Origin of the sequence: Arthrobacter rhizophilus (assembly GCF_026241105.1) — a bacterium.
GTDB lineage: Bacteria > Actinomycetota > Actinomycetes > Actinomycetales > Micrococcaceae > Arthrobacter.
Genome location: NZ_JAPFFT010000022.1, coordinates 41,362 through 67,619 on the forward strand (window position 1 = coordinate 41,362; position 26,258 = coordinate 67,619).

At 64.3% G+C, this 26,258-nt stretch carries 22 protein-coding genes; 5 read left to right on the forward strand and 17 right to left on the reverse strand.

What is annotated here, in order from left to right:
- Positions 1 to 11: 11 nt before the first annotated feature.
- The 6 genes from OOZ51_RS16930 to OOZ51_RS16955 form a co-directional block, all read right to left on the reverse strand.
- Positions 12 to 1,025: a Gfo/Idh/MocA family protein gene (locus tag OOZ51_RS16930; RefSeq protein WP_265980940.1), complete on the reverse strand. Its 1,014-nt coding sequence runs from the start codon at positions 1,023 to 1,025 to the stop codon at positions 12 to 14.
- Positions 1,026 to 1,054: 29 nt separating this feature from the next.
- Entirely contained in the window at positions 1,055 to 2,050 is a 996-nt protein-coding gene (locus OOZ51_RS16935; RefSeq protein WP_265980941.1) for a Gfo/Idh/MocA family oxidoreductase, read from the reverse strand.
- A 111-nt stretch (positions 2,051 to 2,161) separates the two neighbouring features.
- Positions 2,162 to 3,115, reverse strand: a complete 954-nt coding sequence (locus tag OOZ51_RS16940) for an ATP-binding cassette domain-containing protein (protein ID WP_265980942.1) — start codon at positions 3,113 to 3,115, stop codon at positions 2,162 to 2,164.
- A gap of 16 nt (positions 3,116 to 3,131) precedes the next feature.
- Positions 3,132 to 4,190 (reverse strand): ABC transporter permease, encoded by a 1,059-nt coding sequence (locus OOZ51_RS16945; RefSeq protein ID WP_265980943.1) that lies wholly within the window; start codon positions 4,188 to 4,190, stop codon positions 3,132 to 3,134.
- 64 nt (positions 4,191 to 4,254) lie between these two features.
- The gene (locus tag OOZ51_RS16950; RefSeq protein ID WP_265980944.1) at positions 4,255 to 5,250 is read right to left on the reverse strand and encodes a substrate-binding domain-containing protein; all 996 of its coding nucleotides are present in this window, start codon (positions 5,248 to 5,250) and stop codon (positions 4,255 to 4,257) included.
- Between the two features lie 319 nt (positions 5,251 to 5,569).
- Positions 5,570 to 6,589: a LacI family DNA-binding transcriptional regulator gene (locus OOZ51_RS16955; RefSeq protein WP_265980945.1), complete on the reverse strand. Its 1,020-nt coding sequence runs from the start codon at positions 6,587 to 6,589 to the stop codon at positions 5,570 to 5,572.
- Positions 6,590 to 6,746: 157 nt separating this feature from the next.
- On the opposite strand from OOZ51_RS16955, the gene OOZ51_RS16960 reads away from it, so the two are divergent.
- The 5 genes from OOZ51_RS16960 (at position 6,747) to OOZ51_RS16980 (ending at position 11,622) form a co-directional block, all read left to right on the forward strand.
- Positions 6,747 to 7,925, forward strand: a complete 1,179-nt coding sequence (locus OOZ51_RS16960) for a Gfo/Idh/MocA family protein (protein WP_265980946.1) — start codon at positions 6,747 to 6,749, stop codon at positions 7,923 to 7,925.
- Positions 7,922 to 8,941 carry a sugar phosphate isomerase/epimerase family protein gene (locus tag OOZ51_RS16965; RefSeq protein ID WP_265980947.1) on the forward strand — a complete coding sequence of 340 codons (1,020 nt, stop codon included), beginning with the start codon at positions 7,922 to 7,924 and terminating at the stop codon, positions 8,939 to 8,941. The genes OOZ51_RS16960 and OOZ51_RS16965 overlap by 4 nt, the downstream gene beginning before the upstream one ends.
- Positions 8,942 to 9,098: 157 nt before the next feature.
- The gene (locus OOZ51_RS16970) at positions 9,099 to 9,479 is read left to right on the forward strand and encodes an ArsR/SmtB family transcription factor (RefSeq protein WP_265980948.1); all 381 of its coding nucleotides are present in this window, start codon (positions 9,099 to 9,101) and stop codon (positions 9,477 to 9,479) included.
- On the forward strand, positions 9,476 to 11,143 hold the full coding sequence (locus tag OOZ51_RS16975) for a SulP family inorganic anion transporter (RefSeq protein WP_265980949.1): 1,668 nt from the start codon (positions 9,476 to 9,478) through the stop codon (positions 11,141 to 11,143). The genes OOZ51_RS16970 and OOZ51_RS16975 overlap by 4 nt, the downstream gene beginning before the upstream one ends.
- Before the next feature lie 50 nt (positions 11,144 to 11,193).
- Entirely contained in the window at positions 11,194 to 11,622 is a 429-nt protein-coding gene (locus tag OOZ51_RS16980) for a hypothetical protein (protein ID WP_265980950.1), read from the forward strand.
- 3 nt (positions 11,623 to 11,625) lie between these two features.
- On the opposite strand, the gene OOZ51_RS16985 is transcribed toward OOZ51_RS16980, so the two are convergent.
- From OOZ51_RS16985 to pcrA, 11 genes are all read right to left on the reverse strand, one after another.
- Positions 11,626 to 12,498: a sugar phosphate isomerase/epimerase family protein gene (locus tag OOZ51_RS16985; RefSeq protein ID WP_265980951.1), complete on the reverse strand. Its 873-nt coding sequence runs from the start codon at positions 12,496 to 12,498 to the stop codon at positions 11,626 to 11,628.
- Between the two features lie 8 nt (positions 12,499 to 12,506).
- Positions 12,507 to 13,520, reverse strand: coding sequence for a Gfo/Idh/MocA family protein (locus OOZ51_RS16990; RefSeq protein WP_265980952.1), 1,014 nt, complete (start codon positions 13,518 to 13,520; stop codon positions 12,507 to 12,509).
- Between the two features lie 38 nt (positions 13,521 to 13,558).
- On the reverse strand, positions 13,559 to 14,470 hold the full coding sequence (locus OOZ51_RS16995) for a sugar phosphate isomerase/epimerase family protein (RefSeq protein WP_265980953.1): 912 nt from the start codon (positions 14,468 to 14,470) through the stop codon (positions 13,559 to 13,561).
- Positions 14,471 to 14,480: 10 nt separating this feature from the next.
- A complete protein-coding gene (locus tag OOZ51_RS17000) occupies positions 14,481 to 15,992 on the reverse strand; it encodes a CoA-acylating methylmalonate-semialdehyde dehydrogenase (RefSeq protein WP_265980954.1) in 1,512 nt (503 codons plus the stop codon).
- A gap of 43 nt (positions 15,993 to 16,035) precedes the next feature.
- Positions 16,036 to 17,964, reverse strand: coding sequence for a 3D-(3,5/4)-trihydroxycyclohexane-1,2-dione acylhydrolase (decyclizing) (gene iolD, locus OOZ51_RS17005; protein ID WP_265980962.1), 1,929 nt, complete (start codon positions 17,962 to 17,964; stop codon positions 16,036 to 16,038).
- A 31-nt stretch (positions 17,965 to 17,995) separates the two neighbouring features.
- Positions 17,996 to 18,907, reverse strand: a complete 912-nt coding sequence (locus OOZ51_RS17010) for a Cgl0159 family (beta/alpha)8-fold protein (protein WP_265980955.1) — start codon at positions 18,905 to 18,907, stop codon at positions 17,996 to 17,998.
- Positions 18,904 to 19,926, reverse strand: coding sequence for a 5-dehydro-2-deoxygluconokinase (iolC, locus tag OOZ51_RS17015; protein ID WP_265980956.1), 1,023 nt, complete (start codon positions 19,924 to 19,926; stop codon positions 18,904 to 18,906). The genes OOZ51_RS17010 and iolC overlap by 4 nt, the downstream gene beginning before the upstream one ends.
- Positions 19,927 to 20,135: 209 nt before the next feature.
- Positions 20,136 to 20,540: a tautomerase family protein gene (locus tag OOZ51_RS17020; RefSeq protein ID WP_265980957.1), complete on the reverse strand. Its 405-nt coding sequence runs from the start codon at positions 20,538 to 20,540 to the stop codon at positions 20,136 to 20,138.
- A gap of 358 nt (positions 20,541 to 20,898) precedes the next feature.
- Positions 20,899 to 21,801 (reverse strand): succinate--CoA ligase subunit alpha, encoded by a 903-nt coding sequence (gene sucD, locus OOZ51_RS17025; RefSeq protein WP_265980958.1) that lies wholly within the window; start codon positions 21,799 to 21,801, stop codon positions 20,899 to 20,901.
- Between the two features lie 14 nt (positions 21,802 to 21,815).
- Positions 21,816 to 22,985, reverse strand: coding sequence for an ADP-forming succinate--CoA ligase subunit beta (gene sucC, locus OOZ51_RS17030; protein WP_265980959.1), 1,170 nt, complete (start codon positions 22,983 to 22,985; stop codon positions 21,816 to 21,818).
- A 284-nt stretch (positions 22,986 to 23,269) separates the two neighbouring features.
- Positions 23,270 to 25,906 (reverse strand): DNA helicase PcrA, encoded by a 2,637-nt coding sequence (gene pcrA / locus OOZ51_RS17035; RefSeq protein ID WP_265980960.1) that lies wholly within the window; start codon positions 25,904 to 25,906, stop codon positions 23,270 to 23,272.
- Positions 25,907 to 26,258: the final 352 nt, after the last annotated feature.

A 26,258-nucleotide genomic window follows, 5' to 3' on the forward strand; every position in this document is an offset into this window, starting at 1 on the left:
CTACAAATTGCTCAGGCGGGCGGGTTGCCTTCGCCCGGGAATTCAATGCCCACCTGACGGCGGATCTCATCGGCAACTTCCATGGTCCGGATGGAGGAGGCCAGGGTCCGCTGCTGGGTTTCTGTCTCACCGGCCGCGATGGCACGAGCCACTGCTGCCGCTTCGTAGTGCAGGCCTTCGAAGTGCCCTCCGGCTGGTTCGCTATAGCGAAGCCGCGTGCCTTCCGGGAACCGGATCTCGAAACCGCCGGGCATGTTGAAGGGGCCGTCAATGGTCAACGTGGCTTCGGATCCGACGATCGTTGCCGCAGTGGGAGTGAAATTATGCAGATGGGTGTTCATGACGGCCTGGCTTCCGCCCGGGAATTGCATGATGGCGGAGAGCTGGGCGTTGACGCCGGATTCGTGTTGCTGGCCGATTGCGCTCAACCGCTCCGGCGCACCAAGGACCTCGGTGATGAGGGCCAGCGGGTAGGTGCCCAGATCCAGCAGCGGGCCACCGGCCAATGCCGGATCGAAGATGCGGTGGCTGCGCTCAAAGTGCTCGCCGTATTCCGCCAGGACCGTTGTCACGGTACCCAGCGTCCCGGCGTCGAGCACTTGCCGGATCACGTCGAACTTCGGAAGGAAGAAACTCCATATGGCTTCGGCGGCGAAAACGCCGGCTGCCTTGGCCCGCGCGGCGATATTCCGGGCTTGCGCAGCATTCAGGCCGATCGGTTTTTCGATCAGGACGTGTTTGCCGGCGCCGATGGCGAGCATGGCAGCCCCGTGGTGGAAGTTGTGTGGCGTGCACACGTAGACGATGTCTATGTCCGGAGCCGCGGCCAGCTCTTCGTAGCTCCCATACGCGGCGGGCACGCCGAAGGCATCCGCGAAAGCTTTGGACCGGTCCAACGAACGGGAGCCGACAGCGGCGATCACTTGTGTTGAATGGGCCTGCACCGATTCCGTAAAACGTTCGGCAATCCACCCCGGGCCCATGATCCCCCAGCGCAAGGCGGGAGCGTCACGGGAATCCGGCACGCGGGACCCCGGCAGCCCGGATGACACCATCAGTAGACCACTTTCGTGTAGGCTCCGTCGCTGTGGAGCGAACGGATCATTGCTTGGGCGAGCTGCGACGCGCGCAGTCCATCTTCACCAGTGGCGAGCGGCGCAGGCTCTCCCTTTTCGAGGGCTGAGATCCAGGCCTGAAGTTGCAAGCGGTAAGCGTCGGCGAAGCGTGGACGCCAGTCGGCAGGGATTTCGGAACTGCGCTTCCCCTCCTGCCGGACATCGAGGGCGGCCGGTTCCGGCAACGCGGCGGTGCCAAACTCTGAAACGACCTCGCACTGGGTGGTGTAGCCGTACTGCGCATTGAGGAAGAGCTCGAGGGTGGCGAGGGTGCCGTCAGCCGCGCGCAGGAGCATGAAGGCGGGGTCCCTCAGATCGCCCGTGCTGTGCCGGGAACTGCGCCCCGCTTGCCAGGACACTTCCGTGATGGGTGCGTCCAGCAGCCAGGGGATGATGTCGAGCTCGTGGATGGCGGAATTGGTGATGGCGGATTCCGAGCTTGCACCCGGACCCGAGGACGCCGTCCGGCTGGTGCAATGGACCTGCAAGGGTTCGCCTTGGGTGCGCGCCCGGGTGGATTCGCGCAAAGCGACATAGCCCGGATCAAAGCGCCTCATGAAACCCATCGACAGCAGCCTGGCACCGGTGGCGGCGACGATATCGGCTTCGGCCTCCACAACTTCGCGGCTTTCAAGGAGCGTGGGAGCCAGCGGCTTTTCGCACAGCACCGGGGTCATCGCTTCGAAGCATTCCAACACCAGTCCGGCATGGGTGGAGTCATGGGAAGCGACGACGACGGCGTCAACCTCACTGGAGTTGATCAGCTCGGAAGGATCGGTGGTGATGCGTGCGGATGGCGGCGCGGCGGCCGCCGCACGTCCGGCGTCGAGGTCTGCCACAAAGGTGACTTCGGCCCCGCTGACGGTGGTGGAGAGGTTCTTGATGTGGTCTGCGCCCATGACACCGGCGCCAATAACGCCTACCCGGATCGGCATGCTGTCTTCCCGTCTACTACTTCGTTCAGATTTCCGCGGTGGCATGGCGAGCGGGGGCCCGTCCGGTCTTCCGGCGGACCCCCGACTCCGTCCGCGCTGTGTCCCTGCGCGCTAGGCGTGCCGCGGGCTGTTTTCCCTTGAGGCGTCGGCGACGTCGGCGACGTCGGCAGCTTCGGCTACCCCGGCGACTTCGGCTTGGACTTCCTTGAGGGCCTCTGTGTGGCCGCCGAGTTGTTCGAGCTCGTGGGCGAGTTCGGCCAGTTCCGCGCCGCCGGCCATCTGGGCGGTCAACTCGTCCAGGGTGATGTCCTTCTTGTCGTAGTAGCCGATCGACTTGCCGCGCTTGAGCAGCAGGAACCGGTCACCCACGGGGAAGGCGTGGTGCGGGTTGTGGGTGATGAAGATGACGCCCAGCCCGCGGTCGCGGGCCTGCAGGATGTAGCGGAGCACGACGCCGGACTGCTTGACACCCAGCGCGGCCGTCGGTTCGTCCAGGATCAACACCTTCGCCCCGAAATACACGGCCCTCGCGATCGCCACGCACTGACGCTCACCGCCGGAGAGCTGGCCGATGGGCTGTTCCACATCGCGCAGGTCGATGCCCATCTGGGCCAGTTCCTTGAGCGTGATGTCCTTCATCTTCTGGACATCCATGCTCTTGAACGGCCCCCAGCCCGTGGTCAGTTCCGAACCGAGGAAGAAGTTCCGCCAGATCGGCATCAGCGGGACCACGGCCAGGTCCTGGTACACCGTGGCGATGCCGGCGTCCAGGGCGTCCCGGGGTGAGTTGAATTTCCGCGCATCTCCCATGACGTGCAGCACGCCTTCGTCGTGCTGGTGCAGGCCGGCGATGATCTTGATCAGCGTGGACTTGCCCGCGCCGTTGTCGCCCAGGACGCAGGTGACACGGCCGTTGTCCACGGCCATGGTCACATCGCGCAGGGCGATGATGTTCCCGTAGTGCTTGCCCACGCCCTCCAGGGAGAGCAGGTGCACGGGGGTGTGGGTCAGCGGATCCTTTTCATCCTTGAGCAGGGTCTGCTGGTCGATCTGTTTGGCATTCATGTTCTGTCCGCCCCTTCTACTTGAGCTCTGCGCGGCGTTTGACGATGAGGTTCACGATGGTGGCCAGGAGCAGCATCAGGCCCAGGAAGAACTTGAACCAATCCGGGTTCCACTGCGCGTACACGATGCCCTTGTTGGCCATGCCGAAGATGAACGCACCGATCGCACCGCCCACCGCCGAACCGTAACCACCGGTCAGGAGGCAACCGCCGATGACCGCGGCGATGATGTAGAGGAACTCGTTGCCCACGCCCTCACCGGACTGCACGGCGTCGAAGGCGAAGAGGTTGTGCATGCCCAGGATCCAGCCGCAGAAGCCGACCGCCATGAACAGGCCGATCTTGGTCTTCGTCACAGGAACACCCACGGCACGGGCAGCGTTCGCGTCACCGCCCACGGCGAAGATCCAGTTGCCCACCTTGGTCCGAAGCAGCACCCACGAAGCAATGGCCACGAGGATGATCCAGAAGAACACCGTGATCTTGACCTCGACGCCGCCGATGCTGATGGAGGAGGCGAACACCGCATGGGCGGAGTCGAACCCGTCCAGCTTGGAGATCGACGGGGAGGACACGCTGCCGCCGATGAGGCGGGTCAGGGCCAGGTTCAGGCCCGTGAGCATCAAGAACGTCGCCAGGGTGACGATGAAGCTGGGCAGTTTCGTCTTGACAAGGATCCAGCCGTTGACGAAACCGATCCCCAAAGAAACGACGAGCGCCAGCACGACGCCGACCCACGCGTTCAGTGAGAAGTTCCAGCTGAACAGCGAGGCAGTCAGGGCCGAGGAGATCACGGCCACACCGGTGGAAAGGTCGAACTCGCCGCCGATCATCAACAGCGACACCCCCACCGCCATGATCCCGATCGTGGAAGACCCATACAGGATCGTAGCCAAAGCGTTCGGCTGAGTGAACGTCGGGGACACCGAAGCGAAGAAAATGAAGAGGACAACGGCCCCCACAAGGGCGCCGACTTCGGGCCTCCCCAAAAACTTCTGGATCGGGCTACGGCGTCCGATCCGCTCATCGCCGGGGGCCGAAGCCGGTGCCGGCGGCAGGGTTGCTGTGTTTGCCATAGGAAGAACTCCTTGTTGGTCAGGCCGCGCGGCGGTCGCCCGCCGCGCGGCCAGAATCCTGGATCTAGCGGACGCCCTGCTGGGCGAATTTGAGGACGTCGGAAGCGTTGGACTTGTCCACGATAGTGGGACCGGTCAGGACCGGCTGGCCGCCACCGAGCTTGAAACCTCCGCGCTTGGCCTGCCACAGGGAGTCAACGGACATGTAGCCCTGGAGCCACGGCTGCTGGTCAACGGTGAAGATCACAGCACCGTCGACGATCTTCTGGGCGAGGTCCGCGTTCAGGTCGAAGCTCGCAACCTTTGCAGAGCTGCTGGCATCCGTGACCGACTTGAGGAGGGTGAGCGTGATCGGCGCGCCCAAGCCGATGATGACATCTGCATCCTTGGCTGCCTGAAGCTTCGCGGTGGCGGTGGACTGGACCGAGGTCATGTCCTTGCCGTCGACGTACAGGATCTCAGTCCCGGGTACCTTCGCCTTGACGCCAGCACACCGTGCCTCGAGGCCAACGTGGCCCTGCTGCTGGATCACGCAAACCGGGTGCTTGAAGCCTTGGGAAGCGAGTCTGGTGCCTACGGCCTCGCCGGCGAGTTTCTCATTCGAACCGAAGTGAGTGAAAGCTCCGAGCTGCGCCGAGACGCCCTCGCCTGCGTTAAGGCTCACTATCGGGATGCCGGCATCAGTGGCCTTTTTGAGGACGTCCTTGAGAGCATCCGGGGTGGCGAGGGTGACTGCAATGCCGTCAACCTTCTGGTCGATGGCCTGCTGGACCAGCTGCGCCTGGCGCCCAGCTTCGGGGTCGCTTGTGTAGAGGAGGTCAACATTGTCCTTCGCGGACGCTTCCTCAGCGCCCTTGCGGACGATATCCCAGAACGTATCGCCCGCTGCGGCGTGGGTGATGAGGGCGACTTTCATGCGGGGAGTACTCACGGCCTGCCCGCCGGCGGCGGCATTGCCGGTGTCAGCCGGCTTCCCGCCTTGGGTGGAACAAGCACTGAGAGCCATCATCGGAACGACGGCCGCCACAAGTGCCGCCTTCCGCCAGGAAAACTTCTTCACGATTTATCTCCTTTGATTGGGGTTGTGGCCCTGCCACTCTGCAGGAGCTCAAAGCCCTCTACACAGATCATGGTGACTAGCCTCACAGATGTCAATACTTTGTCCTGACATTAGGATGTTTTTACGTGAAGGAGCTACTTGATGACGTGGGCCCACGCCGCCAGGGTTCCCTGGCCGTGGGGCCCCGCCGGCGAGGGACCCGGCCTGAGCTTGCGAAGGCTGGGAGCCGGCGGGGACTTGCGAGGCGGGGGGTGGCGGTTTGGGCCCACGCCGCCAGGGTTCCCTGGCCGAGCCTGCGAGGCGAGGGTGGCGGTGGGGACTAACGTGTCGCGCGGGGCAGTCTCGCTGTGGTGCTGCGGACAACCAGGACGGGATCGATCAAGGTCTGCTGGGGTTTGATGGCAGGATCTTGAATCCTGACGAGCAGCCTGTGCGCGACTTCAACTCCCACAAGATCGCTGCGGTTGTCGATGGACGTGATGTCCAGGTACCTCGATTTGGCCAGTGGAGAGTTGTCGTAGCCGATCACCGAGATGTCGCTGGGCACGTCGAGCCCGCGCGCCTTGAGGGCAGCGAATGCGCCCACGGCCATGGTGTCATTGGCGGCAAAGATCGCCGTCGTGTCCGGGTGGTGTTCGAGCAGCCAAGAGGCGGCGATGTAACCGTCCTCCTCCGAGGTGCCTTTGGACTCGGCAACCAAGAGTTCGACGCCGGCCGCCTGGATCTGCTGCCGGAAACCCGCGCGCCGGTGGGCTGACGCGCCGTCGGACCCTGAGAGATGACCGATGCGGGTATGACCCAGCCCCAGCAAGTGGCTGGCAGCCATGCCGCCTCCGCCGTCGTCGTCGTTCGTTATGAGATCGGCGCCGGCCGGCACCCCCTTGCGCCACCCGGCCACCACTGTAGGGACCCATGTCCGGGCCAGCATGGACTCACTCGGTTCCGCGGCGATGACAAGCGCGTCAACATGCATGGCAAGAAGCCCGTCGGCGGCTTCCTTGATGCGGTTCTCGCCGGGCTGGGAGTCGGCCAGCATGACGTGGTAACCGAGGTCCGAGAGAACCGACTCCATGCCCCTGAGGAGATCGACGAACCAGAGGTTCCTGTAGTCGTCAATTAGCAGGCCAATGCTCTTGGTCCGATTGCTCGCAAGTGTGGTGGCGGCCCGGCTGGGGCGGTAGCCGAGCTCCGACATTGCCGTCTGGACGGCTTCACGGCGCTTGTTGCTGACCTTCTCCGGCGACTGGAGGACCAATGACACCAACGACGGCGAGACGCCGGCGTGTTTGGCAACGTCATAGATGGTCGGGCGGCGGGTTTTGGGACTTGTCGAACTCACGATTCGGGAACCTTTCCACTCTGTTGTCAAGGGTATTCGCGGGACATTGACAGGACATACTCACATGATTATGCTTTGAGTCCGGTGCTAAATTGTAGCGCTCCAAAATGCCACCAGAGGTGTTCGGCACCCAGGCTTAATTTCGAAGGAGAAATCAATGGCTGAGAGCTTAGGAGTCGCCGTCATCGGCGCAGGAATGGCCGGCAAGGCGCACGCGTCGGCATACCGCACAGCGTCCGCCCTTTACAGCCCCGTGCTTCCGCCGGTGCGCCTCGTATCGATCGGCGACGTGAACGCACAGTTCGGGTCCCTCGCTGCCCGACGTTTTGGCTACGAACGCAATGACACCTCGTGGCAGGCGATCGCAGAAGCAGACGACATCGACGTCGTGAGCGTCGTCATCGCGAATTCCCTCCACCGCGAGGTCGTCGAGGGACTCCTGGCCGCAGGCAAGCATGTCCTGTGCGAGAAGCCGCTGAGCGACTCCCTCGAGGACGCCCGCGCCATGGCGGATGCAGCCCGCAACGCTTCCAGCATCGCGCGCATTGGCTTCACGTTCCGCCGCACGCCCGGCATCGCCTACATCCGCGACTTGATCCGCACCGGCGTCCTCGGCAAGGTGCTGCATTTCAGCGGCCGCTACTGGACCGACTACGGCTTCAGCCCTTCCGCTCCCATGAGCTGGCGCTACAAGGGCGGCCCCGGCTCGGGTGCTCTGGCCGACGTCGGAAGCCACTTGGCCTACGTCTCCGAGTTCCTCTGCGGCGACATCAAATCCATCAGCGGCGGGCGCCTGAGCACCGTGATCGGCAAGCGCCCACTGCCGCTCGCAGCCGTCATGGGCCACGACCACGCAGCGGTGAGCGACACGTTCGAGGCCGTGGAGAACGACGACTACGCGGCCTTCAATGCAGAGTTCGAAAACGGCGCCGGCAGCTTTGAAGTCTCCCGCGTCGCAGCCGGCCATGCCAACAGCCTCAACTTCGAAGTGTTCTGCGAGAACGGTGCGGCCAAATTCGACCAGCGCCGTCCCTCCGAAATCCAGCTGTTCCTTAACGATGGCTCCGCGAACGAGAACGGCTACCGCCAGGTCGTCCTCGGCCCGGGCCACCCGTACATCGCCGGCGGCCTCGCCATGGACGCCCCCGAGGTTGGCTTCGGCCAGAACGACGCCTTCGGCTACCAGGCCCGCGCGTTCCTTGAAGAGGTTGCCGGTTTGCCGGAATCCGAGTCACTCCCCCGCTGCGCCACGTTCGACGAGGGCGTGCGCAACATGGAACTGCTCGGCGCAGTCACGGAATCCGCGCTCAACAACGGAAAGACGATCACGCTATGAAACTCGGCGTCTACAACGCAATCCTGCACGACCGGCCGCTTCCTGAGGCCCTCAAGGTTATCGCTGACCTGGGCCTCTCGGGAATCGAGGTCAACACCGGCGGATTCCTGCCAGCGGTGCACGTCCCCACCTTCGACGACATCCTGGTATCGGATGCCGCGCGAGACGACTACCTCGGGATCTTCGAGGGCACCGGCGTCGCCATTGCAGGTCTGAACTGCAACGGCAACCCCCTGCACCCGAAGCATGAGATCGGCGAGAAGCATGCCGAGGACATCCGCCGCTCCATCCGGCTCGCGGAACGTCTCGGTCAGAACCGGGTGGTGACCATGTCCGGCTTGCCCGGCGGTGAGCCAGGCGCGACCGTGACCAACTGGATTGTCAACGCGTGGAATTCGGCGGCTTTGGATGTGTTGGATTACCAGTGGGACATCGCGGCGAAGTTCTGGCGCGAGACTGACCGCCTGGCCGCTGACCATGGCGTGAAGGTAGCCCTCGAGCTGCACCCGCAGAACATCGTGTTCAACACAGCCGACGTGCACAAACTCATCGAGCTCACCGGCGCCACGCACGTCGGCGTCGAACTGGACGCTTCGCACTTGTTCTGGCAGCAGATGGATCCGGTGGCTGTGGTCCGCGAACTCGGACCCCTGGTTTTCCAGGCCGCCGCGAAAGATGTCCGCGTGAACACCTCGAATGCCGCCCTCTACGGCGTCCTCGACAACAGCTTCCGCCGGCTCTCGCCGGAAGAAAGCCGGACCAACCTTGGTGGCGACGAATGGGCCAATGAGTGGCCCAAGAACTCCGCGTGGGACTTCGTGGCCCTCGGCCGCGGGCACGACACCGCCTACTGGACCGAGTTCCTGCGTGCGCTTCACGAGGTGGATCCCGGCATGCTGGTCAACATCGAGCACGAAGACACCTCACTCGGCCGGATCGAAGGGCTTGAGGTGGCATCCAAGGTCCTGCGCGACGCCCACACTGCACTGGAGGCCTCGCTGAACGTGACGGCCTAGCCAGTTCACCGAACCACAGAGGAGGGCCTCATCCGAAAAGTCGGATAAGGCCCTCGGCGCTGGCCCGCAAGGCTTTCCGTTCCCGCCCTTGTATGCTGGATGATGAATCCATAAAATAGTCAAGCAAAGGCTTGTGCTGACGGGCAAGGAGGCAGTCATGGAAGACTTCGCGGATTTCCGGGCACCGCTGTACGAGGTGAAGGCCAATCTGTTCAAGGGGCTGGCCCACCCGGTCAGGATCCGGGTACTGGAGCTGCTGTCGGCGGCACCCGAGGTGTCAGTGACAGAGCTTCTGGCCGCAACGGGCCTGGAGGCTTCGCACCTGTCCCAGCATCTGTCGGTGCTGCGCCGATACCACCTCGTCAAGGGAGAGCGACGGGCGCTACAGATGTTCTACACCTTGGCGTACCCACAGGTCGCGGAGCTCCTCTCCGTGGCGAGACTGCTGCTCAACGACATGCTGCACACCACCCGGGCGCAGCTTGAGTCCTCAGAAGCGACTGCACCCGAGTCAGTCGCAGCGGCCAGCACCCGGTGAAGGCACTGGTCGCGGCCCGGGCCTTCCTGCCCGGGCGCCAGGATTACGCGCAGTTGCCGCGCACCTGGAAAGGAGACTTGCTTGCGGGGGTCACAGTCGGCATCGTCGCGCTGCCGCTGGCTCTGGCGTTCGGTGTCAGCTCCGGCGCGGGCGCGGCAAGCGGACTGATCACCGCCGTGATCGCCGGTGTGATCGCGGCCGTCTTCGGTGGTTCCAATATCCAGGTCTCCGGACCCACCGGCGCCATGGTAGTGGTTCTGGGCCCGGTCATCGCCGCCCACGGGCTCGGTGCACTGGCCGCAGTCTCGGTCCTCGCCGGGGTGATAGTGGTGGCCGCCGGACTACTCAAACTCGGGCGGGTCGTGACCCTCCTGCCCTGGCCGGTGATCGAGGGCTTCACCGTCGGAATCGCGGTAATCATCTTCCTGCAGCAGGTCCCAGCCGCGTTCGGCACCAAGCCCGGGCCCAGCAGCAACGCCGTGATCTCGACCATCCAGGCCATCGGCGCTGTGTCCCCAGCCTCGGTTCTTGCCCCCGTTGCCGTGGTAGCTCTGGTGGCGGTGATCATGGTCGCCTCACCGCGGATCCACCCCCGGATCCCGGGCTCGCTCATCGCGATCATCATCGCCACTGTGGCCGCGCAGTTCCTCGACCTGCCGGTGACCCGGATCGGAGCCCTGCCCGATTCCCTGCCGGCCCCAATGATGCCTTCCCTGGACCTGGCGACGATCACCGCACTGGCCGGGTCCGCGGCCACGATTGCGGCCCTGGCCGCGATCGAGTCGCTGCTCTCGGCACGGGTCGGGGCGTCGATCTCCGATACCGGCCCCTACGACGCGGACCGTGAACTCCTGGGTCAGGGCCTGGCATCCGTCGCGTCCGGATTCTTTGGCGGCATGCCCGCCACAGGTGCCATCGCCCGCACCGCGGTGAACATTCGCTCGGGCGGCCGGACACGCCTCGCCGCCATCACCCATGCGCTGGTCCTGCTGGCCGTGGTGTACCTGGCCACCGGCCCGGTTTCCCGCATCCCCCTTGCCGCACTGGCCGGGGTGCTGATGGTCACGGCGACACGCATGGTTTCCCTCAAGACGCTGCGCAGCGTGATCGGATCAACCCGCGCCGACACAGTCGTGTTCTTCGTCACCGCGCTGATCACGGTGTCCTTCGACCTGATCCAAGCCGTGGAAATCGGGATCGCGGCCGCCGCCTTCTTCGCCCTGCGTGCCTTGGTCCGGTCCAGCGGGGTGCACCGGGAGGAAATCCCCGGCCCGGTCCACGAAGGGGACGAGCACATCGCCGTGTTCCGGCTCGACGGAGCCCTGTTCTTCGCCGCCGCCGAGCGCGTCCTGGAGCGGGTCAGCGCCATCCGGAACGTCGACGTCGTGATCATCCGCATGTCACAACTGCAGATCCTGGACGCAACCGGGGCCAGAACAATCACAGACATCGTCCAGGCACTAGAACGCCGGGGAATCACCGTGCTGATCAAAGGGATCCAGGAGCGCCACCTTCGGCTCGTCACCCAGGTGGGGGTCCTAGACTCCCTTCGCCACCACAAACACCTCTTCACCGAACTAGCCCCCGCCGTGGAACACGCCCGAAGCCACGTCGCCCGCGCCGCCAGCGCACGCACCGCCCACAACCCCGGCAAGAACCCGTAGCCTGTCCAGCCGCAAGCGACCCCACAGACGCCAACCTTGAAAGAAGACCAATGCCTTCCTTGAACGAAACCAGCGCCCAAATCCGGGCCGCCCACCTGCTCGTGCGGTCCACCGAGGAATGGGACGCACTCTCCGAAGAGTTGCTCCGGACCTACGATCTTAATGACAACGACAAGATCGAAATGCTCCGCGAATCCTTCCTTGCCACCTGGAGGTCAGTCATCCGCAACCTGCTCACTGACACGCTGAACGCCATCGACATTACTGTCACCCCGGCCGTTCACCCTTGGGGCATCGCCACCCTGGAAACCGCCGGGCACACCTGCGAACCGCTTTTGTGCTCCCCGGAAGAACCCCCCGCATTTCCCAAGACAAGCACCGTTCACGGCAGGCCGCGACTGCTCAGCTTCGAGGAGGTTATGGCCGGATACAACACCTGCCTGACCTCCCTAGAGAAATCGCCGTATCCTTCCTTTTAGCGCCTACTGGACCTTGGCGATGTACTTGCCCATAGTCTCCAGCTGATACCGGGAGACCTCGTTGGCGTTGTTGTCCTCGGCGAAGACGCTGGACACCATGACGGAGTTGTCCCTGTCCAGGAAGCCGATTTCCTTGAGTCCGCCGAAGAATTCGTCCCAGTTGACGTCGCCGTCGCCGATCTTGAGGTGCTGGTGCACGCGCACGGCGTTGCCGGGCGGGTTGGTGATGTACCGCAGCCCGTGGGAAGCGTGGTGGTCCATCGTGTCGGACACATGGACCAAGCGCAGCTTATCCCCCGCGGCACGCATGATGTCGAGCGGCTTGTTGCCCATGTGGAAGCTGTGCGAGGCAACGTAGACCATGCCGATGTTGGGCGAGTTCACGCCACGGATGACGCGGAGCGCGGCGAGCCCATCCTCCACGAAGTCGTCCGGGTGCGGGTCGATGAGGACGTCCAGGCCCTCGCGCTCGATGATCGGAAGGAGCTCTTCCATGGAGCGGTAGAAGGCCCTTTCAGACTCCTCGGCCTCTTCCGGCCGCCCGCTGAATTCGGTGTTCATGGTGTGCACGCCAAGATCAACGGTGATCTGGATGGCACGCTTCCAGTAGCGAACTGCGGCCTCGCGGGCGTCCTCGTCCGGTCCGGACCAGCGCAGCACGGGAAGCACCGAGGCGATCTCGACGTCGGCGTCCTTGCAGGCCTTCTTCAACTGGCCCACGAGCTCGTCGTCGGCCTTGGGGTGGTTGAAGAACGGGATGAAGTCAGCGTGCGGGGTCAGCTGGAGGTATTTGTAGCCGAGATCGGCGGCGAGCCGCGGGAATTCCAGCAGGCTGTGGCTGTGGTGGAACGGGGTGGGATCGAGGGCAATCTTCACGGTCACTCCTACTTGTACAGTTCAGGCTTGGTGTTGAGCTGCACCGCGACCTTTTCGCCAGACTTCTGGGCCTCGACGCCGGCTTCGCAGCAAGCGGCGGTGGCGTACCCATCCCAGGCGGTGGGGCCTCCGATTTCGCCGCGGCGTGCGGCGTCCACCCAAGCCTGGACCTCGACGTCGTACGCGGCACCGAAGCGCTCTTCGAACCCGGGCGTGACCTTACCGCCCCAGCGGCCGGCGCTGCGGACGTAAGGACCGCCGTCGCCGCCGATGCTCACGATCCCGTCCTCGAAGGACGCCTGGGTCGCGACTTCATAGCCGAACTTGGCGTTGACGTAGATTTCGACGTCGGCCAGGACGCCGGACTCGGTCTCGATCAGCACGTGCTGGGGATCGTGCTGGCCGTTCGGGGCGTTGCGCGTCGCCTTGCCCAGCCGGACCTGCACGGAGGTGATTTCCTCACCGGTGAAGAAACGGATGGCATCGAATTCGTGGACCACGGAGTCGTTGATGAGCATCTCGTTGGTGAAGCCCTGCGGCGTGGTCGGGTTGCGGTGCTGGTGGTGCAGCATGAGCAGCTCGCCGAGTTCACGATCGCGGATCACGGAGCCCAGGGCGGCGTATTCGGCGTCGAAGCGGCGCATGAAGCCCACCTGGATGCGCTGGTGGCCGAGTGCCGTTTCGGCCTGGACAACTTTCCAAGCACTCTCGACATCCGGGGTGAGCGGCTTTTCGCAGAGGATGGGGAAGTCCTTCTCAAGCGCCTTGTACAGGATTTCCTCGTGCAGGAAACCGGGGGTGGCGATCAGCACGGCGTTGACGTCGCCGTTGTTGAGTGCTTCTTCGGCACTGGCGAGGGCCACGGCGCCGTCGATCCCTGCGATGGCGGCCTGCGCCCGGGAGAGGTCGACGTCGACGACGGCGGCCACTTCGGCGCCGTGGATGCGGGTGCTGAGCCGCTTGATGTGGTCGGCGCCCATGCGGCCTGCGCCGATGACGGCCACGCGGAGAATGTCAGTCATTGTTTCTGTCCTTAGGTGTCTGTGCCTGCGAGGCTAAGTTAGTTGACTGCCGTGCGGGAGCCGCACGAGAGCAGGTAGTTGCGGGTGCGCTTGGCAATGGGCATGGGAACGTCGAAGGCCACGGGGTACATGTCCTGCTCCACAATGCCAAAGATCGGGCGATTGAGTCCTTCAACGGCCTCGATGACGGCGCGCAGGTCCGGGAGGCCGTTGGGCGGTTCAGTCATGACGCCGGCGAGGTTGGCTGCCGCCCAGGTCATATTTTCCTCATTGACTTGTCTCAGGATGTCCGGGTTGATCTGCTTCAGGTGCAGGTAGCCGATGCGGTCCGGGTAGTTCTTGATCAGTTCAAGGCTGGACGCTCCACAGTATTCGGCGTGTCCGGTGTCCAGGCAAAGGTTCAAGTACTGGGGATCGGTTTCGGCGAGCAGGTGCTCGATGTCGGCTTGTGCACCAACATGGGAATCAGCGTGGGAGTGGAATTGCTGCTTCAGGCCGAAGTCCTCCAGAAGCACCTTGCCCATGCGGTTGTGGCCGGCGAACAGATCGTCCCACTGACCCTGCGACAATTCGCCGCTTTCTACAGCCTCGCCCGTGACGTCGTCGCGCCACATCGCCGGAATGACCACGATGTGCTCGCCGCCCATGGCTGCGGTCAGCTCGGCAACCTTGCGTGCCGGCTCCCAGGCTTCCTCGTACTGTGCGGCACCGCGGTGGAAGGCCGTGAAGACCGTTCCCGCCGTGACCTTGAGGTCGCGCTGCTTGAGTTCCTCGGCGAGGCGGGCGGGATCGTTCGGCAAGTAGCCGTAGGGGCCTAGCTCGATCCATTTGTAGCCGGACTCGGCCACCTCGTCCAGGAAGCGCTCCCACGGGGTCTGCCTGGGGTCATCCGCGAACCAGACGCCCCAGGAGTCGGGTGCGGTGCCGATGATGAGTTTGTTCTCTGTCATTGCGGGCTCCTCAGTTGGAGGGGAAGTTGTAGGAGGCGCCGGAGGCGTGGGTGGGTTCGGGCCAGCGGGAGGTGACTACCTTGCCGCGGGTGTAGAAGGACACGCCTTCGGGTCCGTAGATGTGCTTGTCGCCGAACATGGAGGCCTTCCAGCCCCCGAAGGAGTGGTAGGCCACGGGCACCGGCAGGGGCACGTTGATGCCAACCATGCCCACGGTGACGGAGCGCTGGAACTTGCGGGCGTTGGCTCCGGAGGAGGTGAAGATGGCGGTGCCGTTGCCGTAGGGGTTGGAGTTGATGAGCTTGATGCCCTCGTCCAGGTCCTCCACGCGGACGACGACGAGGACGGGTCCGAAGATTTCCTCGGTGTAGGCGGTCATTTCGGTCTTGACGTGGTCGATGACGGTGGGGCCGACCCAGAAGCCTTCTTCGTGGCCGGGAACCACGAGGTCGCGGCCGTCCACGACCATCGCCGCGCCGGCGGCTTCGGCTTCGGTGACGATCCGTACGATGCGTTCCTTGGAGGCCGGGGTGATGACCGGGCCCATTTCGGCGTCGGGCTCGGTGCCGTTCTTGACCTTCACGGCCAGGGCGCGTTCTTCGACTTTCTTGACCAGCAGTTCGGCGGCGTCGCCGACGGCGACCGCGACCGAGATTGCCATGCACCGCTCGCCCGCGGAACCGAACGCGGCCGCGGCCAGGTGGTCGGCGGCGTTGTCCAGGTCGGCGTCGGGCATGATGATCGCGTGGTTCTTCGCCCCGCCGAGGGCTTGGACCCGCTTGCCGTGCTTGGTGGCGGTTTCGTGGACGTACTTCGCGATCGGGGTGGAGCCGACGAAGGAGATGCCGTCCACGTCCGGGTGGGTCAGGAGCCCATCGACGGTTTCCTTGTCGCCGTGCAGGACCTGGAACACGCCGTCGGGCAGGCCCGCCTGTTTCCAGAGCTTCGCGAGGAGCATGGAGGCGGAGGGGTCCCGTTCGGAGGGCTTGAGGATGAACGCGTTGCCCGTGGCGATCGCCATGGGCGCCATCCAGAGCGGGACCATGACGGGGAAGTTGAACGGGGTGATGCCGGCGACGACGCCGAGGGGCTCGCGGAAGGAGAACACGTCGATGCCGGTGGAGACCTGGTCCGAGTAGTCGCCCTTGAGGAGCTGCGGGATGCCGCAGGCGAATTCGATGACCTCGAGGCCGCGGCCGATCTCGCCCTTCGCGTCGGAGATGACCTTGCCGTGCTCGGCCGTGATCAGGGCGGCGAGTTCGTCCACGTGGGAGGCGACGAGTTCGCGGAACTTGAACAGGACCGCGGTGCGCTTGGCCAGGGAGAAATCGCCCCACTTTACGCTGGCGGCCTTCGCGGCGGCAACAGTGGCGTCCAGGTCGGCGCGGTTCGCCAGGCGCAGCGTTGCCGAGACGGCACCGGTGGCCGGGTTGTAGACCGCCTGGCTGCGGTCGCCGGCGCCGGCGGTTTCAACACCGTTGATGAAATGCTTGATGGTGGTCAGGGTGGTCGTCGTCGACATGTGCGGACTTCCTTGTCTGTGGCTTGAAGAGAGCTTGAGGGGGCTAGCCGAGCAGCTTGCGCTGGCGGTTCTTGTGGTCTGTGTAGGTTTGGTAGGCCTGCTGGGTGGACTCGAGTTCGGAGACCTGCGAGACGGGAACATCCCACCAGGATTCGGAACTCGGAGCATCCAGCAGGGGGTCCGATTCGACGTGGATGACGATCGGCCCGCTGTCCTCCGGTGCCGCTTTCGCGTCCCGGATAGCCTGTTCCAGCTCGGCGATGACCTTCTCGCCCGGCTCGATCCGGATGACCTTCGCACCGAGGCTTTCGGCGTTAAGGGCCAGGTCGATGGGCAGGTTCGCTCCGGCGTCGAAGGAGTGCTGTTCTTTGTCCAGCACGCGGTACTGCGTGCCGAAGCGCTGCGAGCCCAGCGACTCGGAGAGCGAGCCGATGGAGGCGTAGCCGTGGTTCTGGATCAGGACCACGATCAGTTTGATGCGTTCGGCGACGGCGGTGACCAGTTCGGTGTGCATCATGAGGTAGGAGCCGTCTCCCACCATGACCACGACGTCGCGCTTCTCGCCGCCCGCTGCTGCCTCCGCCAGGGCGGCACGCTTGACACCCAGCCCGCCGGGGATCTCATAACCCATGCAGGAGTAGGCATATTCGACGTGGTAGCCGAAGGGGTCCCGGACGCGCCACATCTTGTGCAGGTCGCCCGGCAGCGAACCGGCGGCGCAGATGACAACGTCCTGCTTTTCCATGGCCCGGTTGGTGGCGCCGATGATCTCGTTCTGCGCCGGGAGCGGGGTGTGCCGGGTGTCGAAGGCTTCGTCCACGATCGCGTTCCAGCGTTTCTTCTCCGCCGCGATCTTCTGCTCCAGGTCCGCGCCGACACGGTATCCGCCGAGCGCCTGGTTCAGCTTGACGAGCGCTTTGCGGGCGTCGGCGACGATCGGCAGGACGGTGCCGTGCTTGTAGGCGTCGATCGCGGCCACGTTGATGTTGATGAAGCGCACGTCGGGGTTCTGGAAAGCAGTGCGCGACGCCGTCGTGAAGTCCTCGTATCGGGTACCGACGCCAATGATCAAGTCAGCAACGGCGGCGATGGCGTTCGCCGCCGTCGTGCCCGTGGAGCCAATGGCTCCTAGCGAGAACTGGTGGTCCCACGGCAGTACGCCGACGCCGGCCTGGGTGTTGCCCACCGGGATGCCGGTGAGCTCGGCGAACCTGGCGAGTTCCTCGTTGGCGAAGGCGTACAGGACGCCACCGCCGGCGATGATGAGCGGACGCTTCGCGGCACGGATGGCCTCGGCGGCGCGGCGGATGTCGTCGTCGTCGGCCTCGGGGCGGCGGATCCGCCACTCACGCTCGGCCAGGAACTCCTCCGGAACATCCAAGGCCTCGGCCTGGACATCCTGCGGCAGCGAAATGGTCACCGCGCCAGTCTCGGCCGGGTCAGTCAAGACGCGCAAGCCGTGGTGAAACGCCGAGAACAACTGCTCCGGACGGGACACCCGGTCGAAGAACTTGGACAGCGGACGGAAGGCGTCGTTGACCGTGATGTCGTAGGCGTAGGGCAGCTCAAGCTGCTGCAGCACCGGGTCCGCGGCACGGGTGGCGAAGGTATCGCTCGGCAGCAACAGGACCGGCAGCCGGTTGGTGGTGGCCAGCGCAGCGCCCGTCAGCAGGTTCGAGGAACCCGGGCCGATCGAGGTGCTGATCGCGAAGGTCTGGCGCCGACGCGTGTGCCGTGCGTAGCCAACGGCCTGGTGTGACTGGGCCTGCTCGTTGCGTCCCTGGTAGTACGGCATGATGGTCGGATCGAGCTGCTGGTACTGCTTGAGGGCCTGGCCCACACCGGCGACGTTGCCGTGGCCGAAGATCCCGAAGGTGCCAGGAATCAGGCGCTCCCGGTACTCCTGGGTGCCGATGCGGTCAACGGTGTACTGCTTGGACAGGAACTCGACAACCGCCTGGGCGACCGTCATTCTGCGCGTTGACATATTTTTCCCCATGGGTCTATTCCGATACTTTCGCAGGTGTCTTCAGCAACGAGGCGGCGGTGGCCACTGCACCGGCCACGTCCCCGTCGGCCGGATACAAAAGGGTCCGTCCCACAGTCAAGCCCTGGACCCCGGGCAAGGCAAGCGCGGCCTGCCAACTGGCGAAGACCTCATCCTGGCCTGCGTCCGGATCCCCACCCAGGAGGACCGTGGGCAGGGTGGTGGCGGCCATGACGCGTTCCATCTCGGCCACGACGGGAAGCTTCATCCAGGTGTAGGCGCTCGTGGAGCCCAGTCCCTGCGCGATCGCCACTGACTTGATGACGGCATCCGGCGAGAGGTCGTTGCGGACCTTGCCGTTTGGCTCACGGACGGACAGGAACGGCTCCACCATGGCGATCAACTTGCGCGCCGCGAGCGAGTCCACGGCTTTGGCCGTGGCTTCCAGGATCGACGCCGTATCCGGGTCGCCAAGACAGATCCGGGTGAGCATCTTCCCGCCATCGGCGCCGAGGGCGTCCAAGGCGGCCGCGGTGTGGCCCGTGAAACGGTCATCGATTTCGTTGACCAGCCCGGCGAGGCCGCCACGGTTCATCGAACCGAAGACGAGCTTGCCCTCGAGCGCACCCAGCAGGAGCAGATCGTCCATGATGTCCGGGCTCGCGAGCACGCCGTCGACGGCGGGATTCGCCAAAGCGATCTGCAGCCGGTCCAAAAGATCCCGGCGGTCCGCCATGGCCACCGGATCGGCACCGACACTCAGGGCGCCGCGGGCGGGGTGGTCGGCCGCCACGATGAAGTTCTGGGTCCCGTACTTCAGCCCCGGGTGCCGGCGACGTGCTGCGGCGGCGCGGGCAACGGCGTCGGGATCTTCAAGCCGGAGGGCACTCAGGTGCTCGTAACGGCGGGGATCATCATTGAAGCTCAACGTGTTGCTCCTTCGGAAACTGCTGCGTGGGAAACTGCTTCGGGGCCGGCGGGGGTCAGGCGGCCGCGTTCGGCGAGCAACGAGGTGACCTCCTCCGGCGTCGGCATCGCGTCGGCGCAAGAGAGGCGGGAGGCGACAATCGCGCCGGCAGCATTGGCATAGTCCAGGACCTGGGCCAAAGGCCAGCCGGACAACAGTCCGTGGCAGAAGGCACCGCCGAAGGAGTCCCCCGCGCCCAGGCCATTGACGGTCTCCACGGGGACCGGAGCGGAGACAACACGTTCCGTGCGGGTCTTGGCCATCACACCTTCGGGGCCAAGCTTGACCACGGCGATCTCGACGCCCGCGGCCAGCAGTCGGTCGGCCTGCTCGTCCGGGGTTCCTTCGCCCACGGCCACGGCACATTCCTTGTCATTGCCGATGGCCACCGTGACGTGCGGCAGGATCTTGGCGACCTCTGCCCGGGCCTCGTCCTCGGAAGCCCAGAACATGGGGCGGTAGTCCAGATCCAGAATGGTGTACTGGCCCTCGCCCAGGCCGGTGCGGGGCCGTGCTTCATGGGCTGCCAGGTGGGCGGAGCGGCTGGGCTCCTGGCAGAGGCCGGTGACCGTGGACCAGAAGATGCCGGCGTCCTTGATGGCGTCCAGGTCCAGTTCCCCGGCCTTGATCTGCAGGTCCGGCGCCGTCGGGAACCGTCCGTAGAAGTACAACGGGAAGTCGTGCGGGGGCTGGATCGCGCAGAACGTGGCCGGCGTTTGAAGGCCCGGCACCGGGGTGACGAAAGTGTCGTCGACCTTGAACTTGCGAAGCTCGCGGTGCAGGTAGATGCCGAAAGGGTCATCGCCAGTACGCGTGATGACGCCGCTGCGGCGGCCGTGGCGGGCGGCAGCAACGGCCACGTTGGACGGCGAACCGCCAAGATACTTGCCGAAGGACTGCACGTCCTCCAGTCCCACACCGATGTCGTTCGGGTAGATATCAACGCTGATGCGCCCGATGGTGAGCAGTTCGTGGGTCACAGTGATCGCGGACCTTTCTGTAGTGAACTCTTCTTGCGGGACGGTGAGAGCTCCGGTGCTTTTGCCGGCCCGCACGTGAGCGGGGCCACAGCACTACTTTGCACCAGAATTCATGTCCTGTCAAAGGTTTGTACTGACATATTTACAACGAAACGTGATGACCTAAACCACCGCACGGCGCACGCCTGAATCCGTGCCAACCGCCAGAGTTACCGGGCAGGAACGGCGAGCTCTCCAGTGACATACTGGGCGCGACCAAAGCCGAAGGACCAGTCATCGGCAGTGTTTTCCACATACCCGAGGAAGACATCCTCGCCGGCAACACCAATCTCTCCGAGTTGGGCGGCAATGGTGGCGAACAAAGATTGCTTCGCCTCGCGACTACGCCCGCCCTGGGTGAATATCTGGATCATGACCACGCCGGAACTTCGTTCAAAACCAAGCCCGGCATCCTGCGCAACAATCTGGCCGGAAGGATGCTCGGTGATGATGTGGAAGTAGTCGCGCTCCGGGATGCCGTACTCGGCGAGGATGGCGTCGTGGATTCGCTTGCTGAGTTCGCCAAGCTGCTCCGGCGTACGGCCTTCGTTGACATCAATGCGGACGAGGGGCATATGCTCTCCCTGGATAGTTTGTCCTGACATACTAACAAACTTTCCGATGTGGCCGCAAGTGCTTGGTTCTAACGCCCCTCCCCACATCGACGCTCGCTCACCTATGGCGCCCGAATGGCAAACGCTCGCTCACATGTCCGGTCTTGACCGCCAATGCTCGCTCACAAGACGTGAGCGAGCATCCGGCCAAAACCCGCCATAGGAGAGCGAGCGTTGGCCAAAGAGCCGCCAAAAGTGAGTGAGCGTGTGTCATGGCAGACGCTCGCTCGGCTGTACAGCAGTTAAACGACGACGGCGCCTGTCACCTTCACATGGAAGGTGACAGGCGCCGTCGAAAGGCCCCTGCTTTGGGGTGGCGCTAGAGGGTCGCAAAGACCTCGCGGAGCAGCTTGGCGGTCTCGGACGGCGTCTTGCCGACCTTCACGCCTGCAGCTTCGAGGGCTTCCTTCTTGGCCTGTGCCGTACCCGCCGAGCCGGAGACGATGGCGCCTGCGTGGCCCATGGTCTTGCCCTCGGGGGCGGTGAAGCCTGCAACGTAGCCGACAACCGGCTTGGTGACGTTGGCCTTGATGAAGTCGGCTGCGCGCTCTTCAGCGTCACCACCGATTTCGCCGATCATGACGATTGCCTTGGTCTCCGGGTCAGCCTCGAACGCAGCCAGGGCGTCGATGTGGGTGGTGCCGATGACGGGGTCGCCACCAATGCCGATGGCGGTGGAGAAGCCGAGATCGCGCAGTTCGTACATCATCTGGTAGGTCAAGGTACCGGACTTGGAGACCAGGCCGATGGGGCCCTTGCCCGTGATGTTTGCCGGGGTGATGCCAACCAGGGCTTCGCCCGGGGTGATGATGCCGGGGCAGTTCGGCCCGATGATGCGGGTGACCTGCTTGCCGTCAGCGTCCACGGTGGCCTGGGCGAGTGCCCAGAACTCTGCGGAATCCTGAACCGGCACGCCTTCGGTGATGACAACGACCAGGCCGATGCCTGCTTCGATGGCTTCAACCACGGCAGACTTGGTGAATGCCGGCGGAACGAAGACGATCGAGACGTCTGCGCCAGTCTCCGCGATGGCTTCCTTGACGGTGCCGAAGACGGTGATATCCTTGCCGCCGTGCACTACCGTGGCGCCTGCCTTGCGGGCGTTGACGCCACCGACGATGTTGGTGCCGGCCTTGAGCATCAGGGAGGTGTGCTTGGTGCCTTCGCCGCCGGTGATGCCCTGGACGATGACCTTGGAGTCCTTGTTGAGGTAGATAGACATAGTCTTGCGTCCCTTTACTTAGCTGCGTTGGCGAGTTCGGCGGCCTTGTCGGCGCCCTCGTCCATGGTGGCTGCCAGGGTAACCAGCGGGTGGTTGGCCTCGGCCAGGATGCGGCGGCCCTCTTCGACGTTGTTGCCGTCGAGGCGGACAACCAGCGGCTTGTTGGCGTGGACGCCAAGCTCGGCAAGTGCGCCGACGATGCCCTTTGCCACAGCGTCACACGCGGTGATGCCACCGAAGACGTTCACGAAAACGCTCTTGACTTGCTCGTCGCCAAGGATGACGTCCAAGCCAGCGGCCATGACCTCAGCAGAAGCTCCACCGCCAATGTCCAGGAAGTTGGCCGGCTTGACGTTGCCGTGGTTTTCGCCTGCATAAGCAACGACGTCGAGGGTGGACATCACAAGACCGGCGCCGTTGCCGATGATGCCAACCGAGCCGTCAAGCTTCACGTAGTTGAGATCCTGCGCCTTGGCCTTTGCCTCGAGCGGGTCAGCTTCGTCCTTGTCCTCAAGTTCGGAGTGGTGGGGGTGGCGGAAGCCTGCGTTCTCGTCCAGCGAGACCTTGCCGTCGAGGGCAACAATGTCCCCCGCACCCGTCTTGACCAAGGGGTTGACCTCAACCAGGGTTGCGTCTTCCTTCTTGAAGACGTCCCAGAGCTTGAGGATGACCGAGGCGACCTTGCCGCGCAGTTCCTCGGAGAAACCAGCAGCGGCAACGATTTCGTCGGCCTTGGCCTGGTCGATTCCGACGGCGGGATCGATGGCAACCTTGGCGAGGGCCTCGGGGCGCTCTACGGCAAGCTGCTCGATTTCCATGCCGCCTTCAACCGAGCACATGGCCAGGTAGTTGCGGTTGGCCCGGTCCAGCAGGACGGAGAAGTAGTATTCCTCAGCAATGTCCGCGCCCTGGGCGATCATGACCTTGTTGACGGTGTGGCCCTTGATATCCATGCCAAGGATGTTGGTGGCGTGCTCAAGCGCTTCGTCAGCGGACTTTGCGACCTTCACACCGCCAGCCTTGCCACGGCCACCGACCTTTACCTGCGCCTTGACGACGGTCACGCCGCCAATGTTCTCGGCTGCAGCCTTTGCTTCTTCAGGGGTGTACGCCACGATGCCAGCGAGCACGGGTACACCGTGCGCCTCGAACATATCGCGCGCCTGATATTCAAACAGGTCCACGGTTTAGTGTCCTTCTACGTCGAAGTAGTTTCTGTACAGCCGGAAACCACGGTGACCGCGAAAACCGGCTGCGGATAGGTGCGCATCGAACGGCCGCCAGGCAGCCGGTCACATTGCGCAAGTTCCTCTCGAACTTTAGCCCCCCGGGGAGGCCAGCCGGTTCTACAGTACCTGTTAAGTGAGTAACCACACACTTCTATCGACCGTAGAAAAACCGCTACATGACGCGGTTTTCCCGAGCATGCAGCCAACGCCATGCTAGGACGACAGGACACAGTTATTCGCTAGGAATCCAGTTTGGTCAGCGGCGCGTAACGCAACAGCAGTCGCTTCTCCCCGACGTCGAACTTCACCTTCGCCACAGTCTTGTCACCGGCGCCCTCGACGCCGATCACGGTGCCGTTGCCAAAGCTGGTGTGGTTCACTTTGTCCCCCACGACGACGGCCACCACTTCCTTCTGCGGCTGAACCCGGTTGCGTACGACGGCGGCCGGCACGTCGGCGTTGAAACCGGCGGTTGGGCTAGCGGCAGCCCCGCGGGAGGTGCCCGCACCCCAGAAGGAACCGCCGTAACGCCCGGAGCCGATGGGCGCGTTGCCCCAGCCGCTGACCTGGCTCGAGGTGCCTTCGCGCTTCCACTCCACGAGTTCGTTCGGGATCTCCTCAAGAAATTGGCTGGCGGGGTTGTATTGGCTCTGGCCCCACATGCTTCTGACTTCCGAGCGGGTCACATACAGTCGCTTCCGGGCACGGGTAAGGCCCACATAGGCCAGGCGGCGCTCTTCTGCCAGTTCCTTGGGGTCCGTTGCGGAGCGCTGATGCGGGAAGAGCCCGTGTTCCATGCCGGTCAGGAAGACCACGGGGAATTCCAAGCCCTTTGCCGTGTGGAGGGTCATGAGCGTGACCACGCCCATCCGCTTGGCCTCTGCCACTGCGGCGGCTGCGTCCTCGGAGGATCCCTCCGGGGCGTCCGGGATCTGGTCGGCGTCGGCCACGAGGGAGACTTGCTCAAGGAACTCCCCCAGCGAGCCTTCGGGGTTGTCACGCTCGTATTCGCGCACCACAGCCACCAATTCGGCGAGGTTTTCCACGCGCGATTCGTCCTGCGGGTCCGTACTGGCGCGAAGCCCCGCAAGGTACCCGGTCTGTTCGAGGACAGCTTCAAGGGCGGCCGCAGCCCCCGATCCGGAAGCCACCTCGGCAAGGTCGTCCAGGAGCTTGACGAAGCCTAGGACCGCGTTCACGGAGCGGGTGGCCATGCCGGGAGCCTGGTCCGCCTTGCGCGCCGCCGCCATGAACGACTTACGCTCACGCTCGGCCAAAGCCGCCACGGCGCCCTCGGCACGATCGCCGATCCCCCGCTTGGGTTCGTTGAGGACGCGACGCAAATTGACGTCGTCGTCCGGGTTCACCAGAACACGAAGGTAAGCGAGGGCGTCCTTGATTTCCTTGCGCTCGTAGAATCGGGTGCCACCTACCACTTTGTACGGCAGGCCCACACGGACCAGGACGTCTTCAATGGAGCGGGACTGGGCATTGGTGCGGTAGAAGATGGCGACATCGCCGGGACGCAGGCCGTCCTCGTCCTGGAGCCGGTCGATTTCCTTGGCGATGAACTGGGCCTCGTCGTGCTCGTTCTCCCCCACGTAACCGATGATCTTCTCGCCGTCCCCTTCGGCCGTCCAGAGTTTCTTGTCCGGGCGGTTGGGGTTGCGTGAAATAACGGAGTTCGCCGCGCTCAAGATGTTCTGCGTGGAACGGTAATTCTGTTCCAACTTGATGGTGCGGGCTTCCGGGTAGTCGTTCTCGAATTCGACGATGTTGCGGATGTCCGCACCACGGAAGGCGTAGATGGATTGGTCGGAGTCGCCGACGACGGTCAGCTCGCTCGCGTGGGGACCGTCGCCGACGATCTCGCGGACCAAGGCGTACTGGGCGTGGTTGGTGTCCTGGTATTCGTCCACGAGGACGTGCCGGAAACGGCGCCGGTAGGACTCCGCGAGCGCGGGGAAGGCACGGAACATGTAGACGGTCTGCGCGATGAGGTCGTCGAAGTCCATGGCGTTGGCCTGGCGCAGGCGCTGCGTGTAGCCCTTGAAGACTTCGGCAACGGCTTGTTCGAAGGGTTCGTTGTAATTGGCGCTGGAGGCGAACGCGTCGTCGTCGATGAGCTCGTTCTTGAGGGCCGAGATCTTGTGCTGGATGGCCTTGGGGGCGAACTTCTTTGGATCAAGGTCCAGGTTCTTTGCCACGAGCGTGATGAGCCGCAGGGAGTCTGCGGAATCGTAGATGGAGAAGTTGGAGTTCAGCCCCACGTTGGCGGCCTCACGGCGCAGGATGCGCACGCAGGAGGAATGGAAGGTGGAGATCCACATGGTCTTGGCGCGGCCGCCCACCAAGGCTTCGATGCGTTCCCGCATTTCCGCGGCTGCCTTGTTGGTGAACGTGATGGCCAGGATCTCGCCGTGATGGGCCCGTCCGGTGGCGATTAAGTAGGCAATGCGGTTTGATAGCACGCGGGTTTTGCCCGAACCTGCGCCAGCCACGATCAGCAATGGGCTGCCGGCATGTTTGACGGCTTCCTCCTGCTGCGGGTTCAGCCCCTGAAGCAGTGCCTCGGCGGACGGCAGGCCCGAGTGACCTCGACCGTGCCCACCACCGGCCCACTCATCACTGGCCGACTCACCGCCGGGCGTCCCGCCCCAGGACACCCCACCGGGCGCACCACCGTCGGACGCGCGACCACCGGGCGCACCGGGTCCGGCTTCGTGCCCAAGCTGGCCGCCGGCGTCGGGCAAGCCTCGTTCGAAGTCCGGCAGCCCACCTCCGGCGCGCGAAAGCATGGCCGGAGCGGCCTTGGTGGCAGCTCTGCTGGCAGCTTTGAAGGGGCCATCCGCGTACGGGTCAAACAACATATCCATGGTGTTTACCAGTCTAGGCGGTGGCTCCGACACCGGATGTCCGGACACCACTCACGGGCCCGTTCAATCCACCCGAGTGGACATGCCCCCCTCCTCGTTTGAACCACTGGACATAACAGCACTATGTCCACTCCTGGCACCAAGGAGAGCGCATGCTCAGGAAAGCCCCGGCGCGGAATGACCACAGCAGCCCGAACTCCTACACCACCTCCGAGTGGACATGCCCCCCTCCTCGTTTGAACCACTGGACATAACAGCACTATGTCCACTCCTGACACCAAGGAGAGCGCATGCTCAGGAAAGCCCCGGCGCGGAATGACCACAGCAGCCCGAACTCCTACACCACCTCCGA

Excerpts from the sequence above, each read along its gene's own strand:
- OOZ51_RS16935 (WP_265980941.1), bottom strand. The coding sequence starts at position 2,050 with ATGCCGATCCGGGTAGGCGTTATTGGCGCCGGTGTCATGGGCGCAGAC.
- OOZ51_RS16940 (WP_265980942.1), bottom strand. The coding sequence starts at position 3,115 with ATGAATGCCAAACAGATCGACCAGCAGACCCTGCTCAAGGATGAAAAG.
- OOZ51_RS16945 (WP_265980943.1), bottom strand. The coding sequence starts at position 4,190 with ATGGCAAACACAGCAACCCTGCCGCCGGCACCGGCTTCGGCCCCCGGC.
- OOZ51_RS16960 (WP_265980946.1), top strand. The coding sequence starts at position 6,747 with ATGGCTGAGAGCTTAGGAGTCGCCGTCATCGGCGCAGGAATGGCCGGC.
- OOZ51_RS16965 (WP_265980947.1), top strand. The coding sequence starts at position 7,922 with ATGAAACTCGGCGTCTACAACGCAATCCTGCACGACCGGCCGCTTCCT.
- OOZ51_RS16970 (WP_265980948.1), top strand. The coding sequence starts at position 9,099 with ATGGAAGACTTCGCGGATTTCCGGGCACCGCTGTACGAGGTGAAGGCC.
- OOZ51_RS16980 (WP_265980950.1), top strand. The coding sequence starts at position 11,194 with ATGCCTTCCTTGAACGAAACCAGCGCCCAAATCCGGGCCGCCCACCTG.
- OOZ51_RS16990 (WP_265980952.1), bottom strand. The coding sequence starts at position 13,520 with ATGACTGACATTCTCCGCGTGGCCGTCATCGGCGCAGGCCGCATGGGC.
- OOZ51_RS16995 (WP_265980953.1), bottom strand. The coding sequence starts at position 14,470 with ATGACAGAGAACAAACTCATCATCGGCACCGCACCCGACTCCTGGGGC.
- OOZ51_RS17000 (WP_265980954.1), bottom strand. The coding sequence starts at position 15,992 with ATGTCGACGACGACCACCCTGACCACCATCAAGCATTTCATCAACGGT.
- iolD (WP_265980962.1), bottom strand. The coding sequence starts at position 17,964 with ATGACGGTCGCCCAGGCGGTTGTCGAGTTCCTGTCCAAGCAGTACACC.
- OOZ51_RS17020 (WP_265980957.1), bottom strand. The coding sequence starts at position 20,540 with ATGCCCCTCGTCCGCATTGATGTCAACGAAGGCCGTACGCCGGAGCAG.
- sucD (WP_265980958.1), bottom strand. The coding sequence starts at position 21,801 with ATGTCTATCTACCTCAACAAGGACTCCAAGGTCATCGTCCAGGGCATC.
- pcrA (WP_265980960.1), bottom strand. The coding sequence starts at position 25,906 with ATGGATATGTTGTTTGACCCGTACGCGGATGGCCCCTTCAAAGCTGCC.